This is a genomic window from Cypionkella sp. (assembly GCF_034376685.1).
GTDB lineage: Bacteria > Pseudomonadota > Alphaproteobacteria > Rhodobacterales > Rhodobacteraceae > Cypionkella.
On sequence record NZ_JAXMJJ010000036.1, the window covers coordinates 86,248 to 99,990 of the forward strand.

The 13,743-nt window shown below is 60.2% G+C and carries 10 protein-coding genes; all 10 read left to right on the plus strand.

Going from position 1 to position 13,743, the window contains the following annotated elements:
• The first annotated feature begins 54 nt into the window (after positions 1 to 54).
• A complete protein-coding gene (locus tag U1A24_RS08230) occupies positions 55 to 1,527 on the plus strand; it encodes a mannose-1-phosphate guanylyltransferase (RefSeq protein WP_322321497.1) in 1,473 nt (490 codons plus the stop codon).
• Position 1,528: 1 nt separating this feature from the next.
• Positions 1,529 to 3,034: a right-handed parallel beta-helix repeat-containing protein gene (locus U1A24_RS08235; protein ID WP_322321498.1), complete on the plus strand. Its 1,506-nt coding sequence runs from the start codon at positions 1,529 to 1,531 to the stop codon at positions 3,032 to 3,034.
• A gap of 4 nt (positions 3,035 to 3,038) precedes the next feature.
• Positions 3,039 to 4,481: an MBOAT family protein gene (locus U1A24_RS08240; protein ID WP_322321499.1), complete on the plus strand. Its 1,443-nt coding sequence runs from the start codon at positions 3,039 to 3,041 to the stop codon at positions 4,479 to 4,481.
• Positions 4,482 to 4,493: 12 nt separating this feature from the next.
• The gene (locus U1A24_RS08245; RefSeq protein WP_322321500.1) at positions 4,494 to 5,576 is read left to right on the plus strand and encodes an alginate O-acetyltransferase AlgX-related protein; all 1,083 of its coding nucleotides are present in this window, start codon (positions 4,494 to 4,496) and stop codon (positions 5,574 to 5,576) included.
• Complete coding sequence (locus tag U1A24_RS08250; RefSeq protein ID WP_322321501.1) at positions 5,566 to 6,378, plus strand: hypothetical protein; 813 nt, start codon at positions 5,566 to 5,568, stop codon at positions 6,376 to 6,378. The genes U1A24_RS08245 and U1A24_RS08250 overlap by 11 nt, the downstream gene beginning before the upstream one ends.
• The gene (locus U1A24_RS08255) at positions 6,375 to 7,715 is read left to right on the plus strand and encodes an alginate O-acetyltransferase AlgX-related protein (protein ID WP_322321502.1); all 1,341 of its coding nucleotides are present in this window, start codon (positions 6,375 to 6,377) and stop codon (positions 7,713 to 7,715) included. The genes U1A24_RS08250 and U1A24_RS08255 overlap by 4 nt, the downstream gene beginning before the upstream one ends.
• The gene (locus U1A24_RS08260; protein ID WP_322321503.1) at positions 7,712 to 8,350 is read left to right on the plus strand and encodes an alginate O-acetyltransferase AlgF; all 639 of its coding nucleotides are present in this window, start codon (positions 7,712 to 7,714) and stop codon (positions 8,348 to 8,350) included. Before U1A24_RS08255 ends, U1A24_RS08260 begins: the two co-directional genes overlap by 4 nt.
• Positions 8,351 to 8,414: 64 nt before the next feature.
• Positions 8,415 to 11,183: a hypothetical protein gene (locus U1A24_RS08265; RefSeq protein ID WP_322321504.1), complete on the plus strand. Its 2,769-nt coding sequence runs from the start codon at positions 8,415 to 8,417 to the stop codon at positions 11,181 to 11,183.
• Positions 11,180 to 12,355 (plus strand): alginate lyase family protein, encoded by a 1,176-nt coding sequence (locus U1A24_RS08270; RefSeq protein ID WP_322321505.1) that lies wholly within the window; start codon positions 11,180 to 11,182, stop codon positions 12,353 to 12,355. Before U1A24_RS08265 ends, U1A24_RS08270 begins: the two co-directional genes overlap by 4 nt.
• Before the next feature lie 144 nt (positions 12,356 to 12,499).
• Positions 12,500 to 13,702, plus strand: a complete 1,203-nt coding sequence (gene pcaF, locus U1A24_RS08275; RefSeq protein WP_322321506.1) for a 3-oxoadipyl-CoA thiolase — start codon at positions 12,500 to 12,502, stop codon at positions 13,700 to 13,702.
• Positions 13,703 to 13,743 lie beyond the last annotated feature (41 nt).

A 13,743-nucleotide genomic window follows, 5' to 3' on the forward strand; every position in this document is an offset into this window, starting at 1 on the left:
CGTTACCACCCCTTTCGGATTTCCACTTCGGACAATGTCTCAGCGGAGCGCGCAATGAAAACGTCGATTTACCCCTTGGTTCTGTGCGGTGGCATGGGATCGCGGCTCTGGCCGATGTCACGGGTCGAGCAGCCTAAGCAATTTCAACCGGTGCAAGGCAAGGGCAGTCTGAGCTACTTTCAGACCACCTTGCAGCGCCATCGCGGCGGTGTGTACAAACCGCCGATCATTGTGACCAGCGCGGGGCAAACCCAGCTTGTCGCCCGTCAGATGCGCGATCTGCAACTGACCGGCACGGTGATCGCTGAACCGATGGGCCGCAACACTGGGCCTGCCGTTTTGGCTGCAGCTCTGTCGGTCATCGCTGATGATCCCGAGGCACAGCTTCTGGTGCTACCGTCAGATCACATCATTACAGGTGATCTGAATACCACGGTGGTGGCCATGCAGCAGGCTGCAGACAACGGCCGTATCGTATTGTTCGGCGTGCCGCCCGCTTATCCTGAAATTGGCTACGGCTATATTGTCGATGGCGGTGGCTATTCCAACTACCCCGGCCTGCACCGTGTTGAGACCTTCATCGAAAAGCCGCCCTACGAGCGGGCACAGGCGCTGATCACTGGCGGCTATTCCTACTGGGCTTCGGGCATCAGCTTGTTCCGCGCCGATGTGCTGATCGAAGAGTTTCATCGGTTCGAGCCTGAAACCTTCTACGCGGTTTCTGCCGCTGTCAGCGCAGGCAAGATGATCAACGGCACGCTGCATCTCGAAGAAACCTCCTTCGTGAAAGCGAAATCCGAACCAACCGAGCGGTTGGTGTTTGAACGCTCCACCGCCGTCGCTTTGGCCCCGGCCCGCGATATTCAATGGGATGATGTCGGTGCGTGGAATGCGGTGCAAAAAATCTCGACACGCAACGAACATGGCAACGTGATCAACGGCGATGTGTTTGCCTTGGATACGCAAAATTCGCTGATCCAAAGCGATTCACGCTTGGTGGCAGTGATCGGCTTGCGCGACATGATCGTTGTCGACACCCCAGACGCGCTGTTGGTGATGAATCGCGACCATGCCCAAAGCGTCAAGCAGGTGGTCGATCATTTGAAGGGCATGAATCGCCCGGAAGTGTCCAGTCATCTGCTGCGAGATACGAACTGGGGCCAGGTCGAATTGCTGGCGAAGGATGATGGCTATGACATGCGGATGCTGGTGGTAGCCCCCGGTGCATCGCTGCGGGTCAATGGCACCGGCCACGGTCCAAGCCTGCTGACCTTCTTGAACGGCGGCGGGGTGTATGAACGTGAAGGCAAGATGGTCGCAGTCGCTCGTGGCGACTCCGTCACTATTCCTGCGGATGTGACGCTTCCCCTGACCAACACGGGCGTCAAGGAGCTGCGCGCGATGCAGTTGCTGATGACCTATGACGCCGAAAACGTGGCCGAAGTGGCCGCCTCGGCGGTCAAGGCGGTGGCGTCCTTGTTCACAAAGTCCGAACCAATGGAACCCGTAATCGGGGCGGTGCAGTAGAATGAGTCGCGCTTTCGCATATCTGGCGAGTGTGGTGCTGTTCAGTGCAAGCGTGGCACAAGCTGCGCCCAAGCTTGCCGATAGCGCGGCACTGCACGCTGGCATCGCCGGGTTGCAGCAAGACCCAAGCACGATGAGCGCCCAAGGTTTCGCCTATGATGCGGCGGCGCAGATTGCCGGGCTTTACGGCCTGAAACCTGCGCCACGTCCGCAACCTTTGCTCGAAGCGCGTCTGCCCTCCGGCGATGCCGCCAAGGTTGCGGCGGGCGATACTCAGATCGCGCTCACCCAGCTTTCTATCTCGGAAGGCACCAACAACCAGTTGCGCGTGCAGCAGGCTCAGCACAATAGCAAGGCCGCGATTTTCATCAGTGGTGGTGTCATCAGCCTGCAAGACTTGGCGACGGCTGCACAGACGCAGGGTGTGGACGGCATTGCGCTGGCTGACGGCGTTGTCACCTTGTCGCGCCCTCTGGTGATCTGGCAAGGTGCGGCCCTGGTGATCCACCCCGGCGATGTACTGCGAATGCAGGCCGCCGATGGTGCTTTTCTGCTAAACTTCGGCAGGCTTGATCTGCGTGGTGCGACGCTGCGCAGCGATGTCGCTGCGCAGGCACCAGAATCCCAGTATCGCCCCTTTGTGCTGACCTCTGGCGCGGGTGAGGTTTATGCTGAGGCCAACCATTTCCAAGCGCTTGGTATGGCCGAGCTTGGTCCCTTCGCGGGATTTGTGATCTCGACTCAGGGTCTGTTCGCGTCGACCACCGCGGCGGTGCTGCGCAACAACCACTTTGAAGATATGGGCGGCGTCGCGCTGATCGGCACCAAAGGCGCGCAAGTGACGCAGAATGCCTTTCTGGCCAGCCGCAGCACCGCGCTGACTTTGACGCAGATCAGCGATGGTGCGGCGCTGGGCAATACGATTTACCGCAGCAAAGGCGGCGCGGGCCTGCGGGTTGCAGGGCGCTCGAAAGACCTGTTGGTCGCGGGCAATCTGGTGATGGGTGGGCTAGGCAACGGCGTGCAAGTGGATGGCGGCAGCTTTGGCGTCACCATGCGCGGCAATGCGGTTCTCGACAATGCCCAGACCGGGCTGACCGCGAAAACCGCCGATTGTCTGAGCGTGCAGGACAATGTGATCGCCGCCAATGGCGCGTCTGGGTTGCGGCTGACCAAGACCGGCTTTGTGCAAATCACCGGCAACGCCGTGGTTGACAACGCAGGCTCTGCGATTGCTGTTGGCGCGCAATTGATCAAGGCACGGCTGGACCTGCGCGGCAATCTGATGGCGCAGAACCAGATCGGCCTATCCGGCGCGGCGCTGCACCTTGTCACCCTGCGCGACAACGATCTGACCGCGCAGTTGCCTCGGATGTTTGACGGCGAGTTTGCCCAACATCAGGCAGCATATCTCATCTCGGGTCGGCAAGACCGCACCGCCATTTTCCAAATCTCGAGTGCTGCGGCAGATGATGCCGATTTCGCCTCGGTTTGCAGTCAGGAGTAACCTCATGGTCTTTTCATCGGAAACCTTCCTGTTTTTGTTCCTGCCGCTGTTTTTGTGCATTTATTATCTGACGCCTGCTAAGGGGCGCTCGATGGTGATCCTGTTCGCCTCCTATCTGTTCTACGGCTGGTGGCGGTTCGACTTTCTTCTTTTGTTGTTCGCAACGACGCTGTGGACCTTCTGCATCGGCCTGTTGATCGCCAAGAACCTCGATACCCCCCGCGCGAAGATATGGTGCACGGTGGGTGTGATGGGCTGTCTGGCGGTGCTGGGTGTGTTCAAATACCTCAACTTCTTCATCGACAGCTTGGCGCAACTGTTCGGCACCGATGCTGCCGGCCTTGGCGTGCACTGGCGCTTGATCCTGCCGATTGGCGTGTCGTTCTATGTGTTCCACTCGATCAGCTATCTGGTCGATGTCACCCGCAAAGACGCCGACGCGACGTTGAAATTCTTTGATTTTGCCGCCTTTATCGCGCTGTTTCCGCAGCTGGTGGCAGGCCCGATCCTGCGCTTCAAGGACTTGGCCGATCAGTTCAAACACCGCACCCATTCGCTGGTGCTGTTCGCTGACGGCTTGGCGCTGTTCATCGTGGGCCTTGGCAAAAAGGTGCTGCTGGCCGATACTGTCGCCCCCTTGGCCGACATTGCGTTCAACACGCCCGACCCATCGGCTGCGCTGTCGTGGCTGGGCTCCATCGCCTATATGATGCAGCTTTACTTTGACTTCTCGGGCTATTCCGACATGGCCGTAGGCCTTGGCTTGATGATGGGGTTCCAATTCCGCAAGAACTTCGACATGCCTTATATTAGCCGCTCGATCACCGAGTTTTGGCGGCGCTGGCACATCTCGCTGTCAGTCTGGCTGCGCGATTACCTCTATATCCCGCTGGGCGGCAACCGCGTCGGGCCGGGTCGCACCTATGTCAACCTGATGATCGTGATGGTGCTGGGCGGGCTGTGGCACGGCGCAAACGGCACCTTCCTCGCCTGGGGTATCTGGCACGGCGCTTGGCTTGCGATTGAGCGCGCCACTGGCTGGGCCAACCGCTCCTCCTTCATCGGCCTCGTGCAAACCCTGCTCTTGGTGCTGATCGGCTGGGTCGCCTTCCGGGCTGTCGACATGAACCAGGCGATGGATGTTTACGCCGGGATGATCGGCCTGCACGGCTTTGCCATCCCGATGGACATCGCCTTCCAGATCAGCGGCGAAAGCCTTGTGATGCTGGTGATCGCGATGATCTATTGCGCCGCCGAGCCGCGGATCAACCGTATCGGCAAAGACCTGTACTTCGCACCGCAAGGCGGCATCGGCGTCAGCAGCAATGGCACGCTGACCGCCGCCACCTCGTTGCTGCCCGTCGCCGTTGTGTCGCTGATCGCCATGCTTGCGATCATGAAACTGGCCGAGGCAAGCTTCTCGCCCTTCCTGTATTTCCAGTTCTGAAGGAGGATCGCCATGCAGCGCTTCTATCGGATATCTCGCTACTTCCTGCCGGTGATGTTTTTCGGCTACGTCCCTTTTGCCAATCTGGCAGTCTATGAAGAACCCGGCGGCAAGCTGGCGGCGTTTGACATGGCCGCCCTGCGCGGCAGCGTCACCCACAGTTTTGACACGCTCTACAAAACCGCGATGCCGCACCGCGAGCCGTCTATCGGCGTGATGGGCGCTGCCCGCTACCTGCTGATCGGCGAAGGCCGCAAGGGCGTGGTTGTGGGCAAAGACGGCTGGCTGTTCACCACCGAAGAAACCCGCCCGCTGCCTGCAAGCCTGTCGCCGTCTGTCGCCAAAATCGCCGAGATCCGCGATCAACTTGCGGCCCACGGCACCCGCCTGATCGTGGTGCCGCTGCCTGCCAAGGTCGATGTGCAAGCCGCCGAGGCTGCTGCGCCGGAACTTTCGGCTGAAATGGCAAGCTTCTACGCCGATCTTCTGGCCAAGCTGAACGCCGCCCAGATCGAAACCGTCGATGCCCGCACCCCGCTGGTCGAACTGGTGAAAACCAAACCCGCCTTCTTCGCCACCGATACGCACTGGACACTGGACGGTGCCGCCGCTGTCGCTGCTGCCGTGGCGAAATCCGGCCTGATCCCGCTGGGAACGGCCCAGATGACCCGCAGCGAAGAACCCAAAACCGAATTCGCCGGTGATCTGGTGTCCTATGTCACCACCGAAGGCATAGCACCCATGCTGGGCTTGGACCGCGAAGACGCCAACCCCTATGTCGTCGCAGCCCCCGCTGACACCTCCGACATCTTTGCCGCAGCCCAAGTCGATGTCGTGCTGATCGGCACCTCCTACAGCGCCAACCCGCATTGGAGCTTTGCCGAAGCCCTGAAGCTCGATCTGCACCAAGACGTGCTGAACGCGGCTGAACAGGGCCTTGGCCCGGTCAAGCCGATGGACAAATACCTAGCCTCGGACAGCTTCCGTGATGCGCCGCCGAAAGTGGTGATCTGGGAAGTTCCGCTGCGCTATCTGACCGATCCCAAGCTGTGGGACGACCACAAGATTGGCGAGGAGCTGGCAAGTGCAGATTAAATCTCTGATCATCGCCAGCGTGATGCTGACCAGCTTTACGGGGGCTCCGTTGCGGGTGCAGGCAGAAGACCGCGTTGTGCCGCCGACCGTGGTGTCAAAGGTCTATCTCACCAAAGAACAAAAAGCCGCGAAACTGGCCGAAAGGTTGGCGCAGCAGAAGGCCGCGCGTTTGGCCGCAAAACCTCCGGTTGACCCGGTGGTGTCACGCCTGAAAACCCTGCACAATCGGATGATCGCAAAGCAAGAGCTTAAAGCCAGTGAACTGCAGGAACTGGCGGATTCCGGCGATGGCTTGGCTGCGTTTTATTACGCCCGCAAGCTGGAAGAAACCGGCAGAGCCAGCGTGCTGCCCTCAGCGGTGCATTACTATGCAATGGCCTCATATCTGGGCCGTGAATTCGCGCTTAACCGCATGATCGCGCTGATGAAATCGCCCGACGTCACCCTATCCGACAAGCAGGCAAAAAACGGCAAGGATGCCTTGGTCAAGCTCGCGCGTTCCGGCAATACGACAGCCGCCCTTGGCCTTGCCGATATGTACGCCATTGGTCATCCGTTTGCCAAAGACCCCGCCGAGTCGCGCAAATGGCTGATGCAGGCCGCCAAGGCAGGCGATGCGAATGCGGCGCAAAAACTGGCGCAAGCCGCGATCATGCCGCAAGACGGCAGCCCCCCCGATGTGCCCGCAGCTCGCGCGGCGCTGGCGCTGATGATCGCCTCGAATGAACCCGGCAAAGTCGCGATGGCGCAGACCCTGCTTGCCCGCCTTGACGCCACAGACCCCACGGAGGTTTCCCAATGAACGCAGCTTTGCGGCACGCAGCGGCTATTGGCGCTGCTTTTTTGGGCCTGACAGCCGCCCCCGCCGATGCGCAAACCGCCTCGCATTTCGAGTGTTCCAACTACGAGTTCAACACCGTCCTGCCCGCGATCGAGGGCAAAGACGGCGTGTTCTTCCGCACCTTCGCCGATCTGCGGATGCAGCACCCGCTTGATGAGCGCACCGTGCATATGATCGGTCAATTGGCGAAAATTCTGAAAAAAAACGGCACCACACTGATCTATGCGACCATCCCCTCAAAATCTCAGGTGATGCCGCAATACCTGCCAGCCCACGCCGCCGACTATGGTTTTCAGCCCGAAGTGGCCGATGCGATTTACACCGATTTCATCACTCGCCTGAACGTCGCTGGCGTCGTGGCACCCGATCTGATGACAGCTCTGCGTGCCAATAACGGCGGCGAACGCGCGCTGTTCGGCGCAGATTTCCACTGGACCTCGCAAGGCGCACGACTGGGTGCGCAGGCGATTGCTGAACAGATCAAGGCCGACCCGGCTTATGCCGATCTGCCCAAGCAAACCTTCGTGACCAAAGCCATCGCCCCCGAAGTCGCTTTCTCAGGCATGCGTCGCACCCTGCAAGGCTATTGCGCCAACTCGCTGCCACCGACCGAAACGATGGCCTACAAGACCGATGCAACAGCTGGCACCGACGATGCGGCGGGCGGGCTCGACATCTTTGCCACCGCCAGCGAAGTGCAGCCCGCCGTGCTGGTCGGCACGTCCTATTCAGACTCGCCGATCAACAACTTCGCGGGTTTTCTGGCGGAATACTCGCAACTGGAGATCGTCAACTACGCGATCACTGGCGGCAACCAATTCGGCTCGATGACCTCCTATATGACCTCGGACGAATTCAAGGCGCAACGACCGCGCTTTCTGATCTGGGAAAACCCGATCTACAACAACTTGGCACAATATGGCGCGGCTCCGCTGGAAGAACTGATCGCCGCTGCGGGCAACACCTGCACCACTGCATTGCCGATCACGAAACTGGACGCCAATACCCTGGAAGCCTCACTGGATGGCCTCAATGTTGGTGCAGAAGATGCAATTTTTGCCGATTTCGGCGGCGAAGGCCCGCGTGAAGCTGATTTCAGCATCGAGGCGGCGGATGGTCTGATCCGCCATTCGAAGATCGAACGCTCTCAGCGCATGCGCGCCACGGGCAATTTCTATCTTGGACTGTCGGCGTTCGCGATGCCCGACTTCAAGAAAGTGACGGTGCATTTTGACCGCCCCGTCACTGATGCGACCACGTTAAATTTCTGCGCGAATACCAAAGGAGATGCGTCATGATGAAGAAAAGCAGCTGGGTGATAGCCCTATTTATAGGTCTTGGAGGCAGTTTCGCCACAGCATCGCTGGCTCAGGATGGCGGGCTTTACGAAGATGTTCCAGACCCCAGCGCCAGCTTTGTACGCGTAGTCGCCGCCGCCCCGACCAATGCAGTGATCGACACCAAGACTTTCGATCAACTGGATGGCGGGATTTCCGGTTATGTCGTTGTTGCCAAGCCCGGCGAAATCAAGCTGGTGACGGGCGTGGATGATGCCACTGTCACTGTCGCTGCGGGCAAGTATTATTCCTATGTGGTTGGCTCTGATGGCACCAAAACGCTGGTACCCGAGGATATCACCTCGAACCCGGCGCAAGCCGTGATCAGCTTCTTCAACCTCAGCGATCTTGCAAAGGTTGATTTGTATGTGCCCGCCGCTAAGGCCATCGCCTTGACGGGCGTGCCGATAAATGGCGCGGCCAATGTTGCTTTGAAAGCGCCCCTGACCCTGGGTTTTGAAGTGCGTGAGGGTGACAAGGTGCTGGCCAGCCTGCCTGCGCTCGATCTTCAGCGGCGCGGCGGCGTTGCCATCGTGCTGCGCGGTTCTGCGGGCAACTACACAGTGACGGGCTCGAACTCTACGCTTGCCAACTAAGCATATCGGCCCCGCTGTCGCGTTGGTCACCCCGCGCGGCAGCACATCGGCAAAAGGAAAAACCATGACACGCGCTGCTGCCCTGACGTCCCGTCCGTTTCTGCCGCTTTGTTTTGCTGTCGTGCTGGCTTTGCCCGCCTTCGCGCAAACCGAAGTGCTGAACACTGTTGCGGTGAACTTCGAACCGCCCAGAATCGAGGTGGAAAAGATCTGCGCGGCCAGTATTTCGGATGAACAATTGGCGGCGCAATGGGCGGCTTGGGATGGCAAAACACTGCCCGAGGCAGCAGCGGATCTGATCCAGCGCGATCTGCGCCGATTGATGGACAGCGACGCGATCCGTTGGTTTGACACTATCGAAAAAGCTCAGGCGATGTTGCCCTCCGTTGATCCGCAGTTCAGCGCAGACAAAGCCCTGCTGGCGCGCGTTGAACTGCTGATCGCCGCGGGTCGGCTGAAAGAGTTGACCAACCAACGCCTCGTCGATCAGTTGATGGCGAATGAGAATGGTGGCTCACCCCGCTTGCAGAATATTCTTGCCGATTACCTGATGAACGGCACCGGCATCCCGGTGAACAAGGAAAAAGGCCTGCAGCTGCTGGTCGCGGCAGGCTATGGCGGCAACGCCGACGCATTGCTGAAGATCGTCGCTCTACAGGAAAAAGGCACGCCAGTTCCCGGCTGGGATGTGCCGTCCGATATTGCCGTCACGATGGCCTTTGGCGCTTTGGTTGGCAAGATGGACCCGATGATCTGCGACCGCGTCGCTCGGATCGCCCGCGAATACATGAACGGCACCATCGTCACCCGCGATGTTGGTCTGGCCGAAAAGTGGTTCCGCTTTGCCGCCGATATGGGTGATGGAGTGTCAGCCTGGAAAGTCGCCGAGATGCATATGCGCTCGGAAGATCTGGTGAAATCGAACGACACTCTGATCACCTATATGACCAAAGCGGCCGATGCGGGCTTGCCCTATGCCCAAGTGGCGCTTGGCCGCCTTTACGAGCAGGGCGCATTGGTGGGTAAGAAAGATATCGACCGTGCCCGCGCGCTGTACGAGCAAGCCGCCAAGTTCGGCGACCGCGCAGGCCTGTTGCGCAACGCTTTGTTCCTGCAAGCTGAAGCGAAAGTGGATGGCGCCTACCAGCCCGCCTATCGCGCTGCACTGGAAGAATTCGCCAAACGCCCCGATGCTCCGGCTTGGATTTTCATCGCGCTGGGTGATTTTGAAATCGCTGACAAAGGCCGCTGGGACGGTGAATCAGCCGCTGTCACGTATTATGAAAAGGCTGAAGCGATGGGCGAGCCAAGCGCCACAAAACGCCTCACGCCAATCCGCTTCCGCTATGCCACCACACCCAAGCAGTTCTATCAAGTCATCGACGAGGTGATCGCCACCGTCCACACCGGTGGCGAGATTGACCCGATGAACGGCCTTAAAGATGCCTTCAGTTGCCGCGCGCCGCAGGCTCCGCAGCGCACCGAGGCCGAGTATTGGGAAGGTATCAGCACCGCGACTGGCACCAAAACTGTCGAATTCACCCCGACCGAGTTGTTGGCCATGATCGCAAATCCCAACCCACAAGACATTGCTCGTCTGCAATCTCAGGCGCTTTACGGTCGCCCAACGGCCATCGCGCAATATATGGAAGTGCTGGCGCGCGGCAACGCCGCGCCAGAGGAACTCGCCTTCTGGGAATCCTATGCCAAGCGTTTTGACGGTGTCACTGCCGCTCGCGGACGATTGGAGCACAAGTTTGCTGAAATTGGCCAGAACCTGACCGATCCCACAACCACTCTGCGTGCAGCGATTGCCGAAGGCGACACCTCCGCTCAGATTGATCTGGTCGAGATCCTGCTCAAGCAAGACCCGCAGAAAAACGCAGCCGCAGCCCTTGCAGCGATCGAACCGATGGCCGAGATGGGCAATGGTGCGGCCCTGCGGATGTTGCCGCAGCTTGACCCCAAACGCTTCCCCGATCTGAAGGCGGTCTACGCCAAATACGCCGATGTCATTGAATCCCGTGGTGACTTTGACGCCGTGGTGCTGGCGCTGCCGTTCCAACCCGACCAAGGGCGTCGCGACGATTACCTGCGCCGCGCCACCACCGCCACCGATTGCAGCTTTGACGAAATCAAAACCCTCGCCGATGCGATGGGTCAGGTGGGCGATCAGGCTGCCTTCACGAAATGGGTGGATGTTGCCGAATTCCTCAGCGAAAATGACAGCTGGCGGCTAGTGCAGCTGGGCGATCTGCTGCGCCACTATGGTGGTGAGTCGATGGCAAACGCACAGCTTGCCTATTACGAGCGCGGCTATGAAGGCGGCAACACCACCGCCATTCACCGCCTGCTCGACATCTACGGGAATGCCAGCACACCACAATTCAACGCGGCACGGACGGCCGATCTCTACGTCGCTTTGGTCGAGCGCAGCCAGCCCAAGGATATTCCGCGCGCGCTTGCGCGGCTGGCCGTTGCGTCTCAGCCGGTCCAGGACAGCGCCTATGCCCGGCTGGACGTGCCCAAGCTCTACCGCACTGCAGCCGAAGCCGGCAATCCGGCTGGTATGCGTGAATATGGCAAATTGTTGCAGTCCACTGCGCAATCAACAGCCGAATTGGAGACTTCAACACTATGGATATCAAAAGCCGCGGATGCGGGGGATGTGCCTGCGATGCTGGCCTATGCCGATGCGCTGGCCTTTGGCTTGGGCGTGCCCGCTTCGCGCGATCAAGCAATGGTCTGGCTGCAGAAAGCCTCGGACGCGGGCAATACCGATGCCAGCGCCAAAGTGCGCAGCCTGATGCTGCAACCGGCGGTCAGCCAATGAGCGCCCGCATCCTGAACACGTTCCTCGCCCTCGCCCTGATCAGTTCGGGCCAGTCGGCTTTGGCACAGACCACCCCCGAACCCGCAGCAGAGGCAAAGCCCTTCGCCTGCTTTGATGCGATCCCACCGGTGACCGAACTCAACATCCCCAGCCGGTATAAAGACGACAGCAAGAACCGCTCTGACTTCGACGCCGAAGCCAACGCCGCTGTCGAGGCTGCGCTGAACCCGGTCGATGATTTCATCAATGTCCTGGTCAAAAACGCCAATGCCGCGCTTCAGATCACCGCAGCCCCCGAGGTTGATCCAGAAGCTTCGGTTGATCCCGCAGCCAAAGCCGCGCCAGAAACGCGCGATCTGGTCAAGCAGACTGCAATTGCCGATTGCGTGGTAGACCGCATCCACGAATGGGCCGCCGCCAATGCGTTGGGCGACATGAAATCCCAAGGTGCGCAACTCTCGGTACCAAGCCGGATCGGCGGCATCGCGATGGCCTATGCGCAGGTGCGTGGTCTTGCCACCCAAGACACCCGCCAGCCCGAGATTGAGGCTTGGCTGACAGACCGCATGCAAGCCAGCATGCTGTTCTTCGACACCGAAGCCCCGACCAAGTCGCGCCAGAATAACCTGCGCGCTTGGGCTGCTTTGGCTGCGGCGCAGGTCGGTCTGCTGCAAAACGACGTGGTGATGACGACATGGGCCGCCGATTCCGTCAAACTTGTGCTCTGCACCGCCACCGCTGAAGGCGCTTTGCCGAATGAGATGTGGCGCGGCAAACTGGCGCTGCATTACCAGATCCACGCTGTCGGCCCCTTGGTCACCACCACGGCGCTGCTGCAGCCGACCTTCCCCGATCTTCTGGCCACCTGTGACAACGCGCTTCTGCGTGTCGTCCGCTTTACCTTGAAAGCCGTGGAAGACCCCAAACTGGTCGAGGTGATCACCGACAAGCCGCAGAAATTCGACCCAGCCACCGAAATGAAGCGTTCCTTCCAATTCGCATGGCTGGCCCCGTTGGAGACTCTGGCGCAGGAGCCCGATTTCACCAGCTTCGCCGCGAAGTTTGAATTGCTGAGCAATTCCAAACTCGGCGGCAAGCAAAGCCTGCTCTGGCCCGCGCTGGACGCAAAAGACTCCGCCGCAACGGAAGAAGACCCCGCCACGACGCCGTAACGGAACGTGTAGTTATGGAGAGTTATGAACGGGGCAGGGAGCAATCCTCTGCCCCTTTCCAACGTTCCGCTCGACATTCAGCGTAGATATTTTATACTTAAAGTAATTCAGCGCATCTGCCCCCAGACACCACCGGAGCCTGCCATGACCGAGGTCTACATCTGCGACTATATCCGCACGCCGATTGGCCGCTTTGGCGGCAGCCTGTCTGCGGTGCGCACCGATGATCTGGCCGCCATTCCCCTGCGGGCGCTGATGGAGCGCAATGCTGGCGTCGATTGGGCTGCGGTTGATGATGTGGTGCTGGGCTGCGCCAATCAGGCCGGTGAAGATAACCGCAACGTCGCCCGTATGGCCGTGCTGCTGGCGGGCCTGCCGGTCAACGTATCGGGCACCACGATCAATCGCCTTTGTGGTTCAGGCATGGACGCAATCCTGCTCGCCGCCCGTCAGATCAAGGCGGGCGAGGCCGATCTGATCATCGCAGGCGGCGTGGAGTCGATGTCGCGCGCGCCTTTCGTGATGCCCAAGGCCGAAACCGCGTTTTCCCGCGCTGCCGAGATCCATGACACCACCATTGGCTGGCGCTTCATCAACCCCTTGATGCAACAGCAATACGGCGCTGATTCAATGCCGGAAACCGCTGAAAACGTCGCCGAAGACTGTGCCGTCAGTCGCGCCGATCAAGACGCCTTCGCGTTGCGCTCTCAGGCCAAGGCCAGCGCCGCGCAGGCCAATGGCCGCCTCGGTCTGGAAATAACCCCGGTTTCAATTCCGCAGCGCAAGGGCGATCCGCTGTGGGTCACCCAAGACGAACACCCCCGCGCCACCACCATCGAAGCCCTTGGCAAACTCGGCACCCCGTTCCGCAAGGGCGGCAGCGTCACCGCAGGCAATGCCAGCGGCGTTAATGATGGCGCCACCGCCTTGATCATCGCCTCTGCCGAAGCTGCGCAGAAACACGGTCTCACCCCGATCGCCCGCATCTTGGGCGGGGCAACCGCAGGCGTCGCCCCCCGCGTGATGGGCCTTGGTCCGATCCCTGCCAGCCAGAAACTGATGGCCCGTCTTGGCCTGACCCAATCCGACTTTGACGTGATCGAACTGAATGAGGCTTTCGCTGCCCAAGGCCTCGCCACGCTGCGCGCCCTTGGCATTGCCGACGACGATCCCCGCGTGAACCCCAACGGCGGCGCGATTGCACTCGGCCACCCGCTCGGCATGACCGGCGCGCGCATCACCGGCACCGCGGCGCTGGAACTGCTGCAACGCGGCGGCAAACGCGCGCTTGCCACCATGTGCATCGGCGTGGGGCAGGGCATCGCCATCGCGATGGAGCGGGCATAGAAAAACCCGCCGCATCCAAGGACGCGGCGGGTTCTGTCACG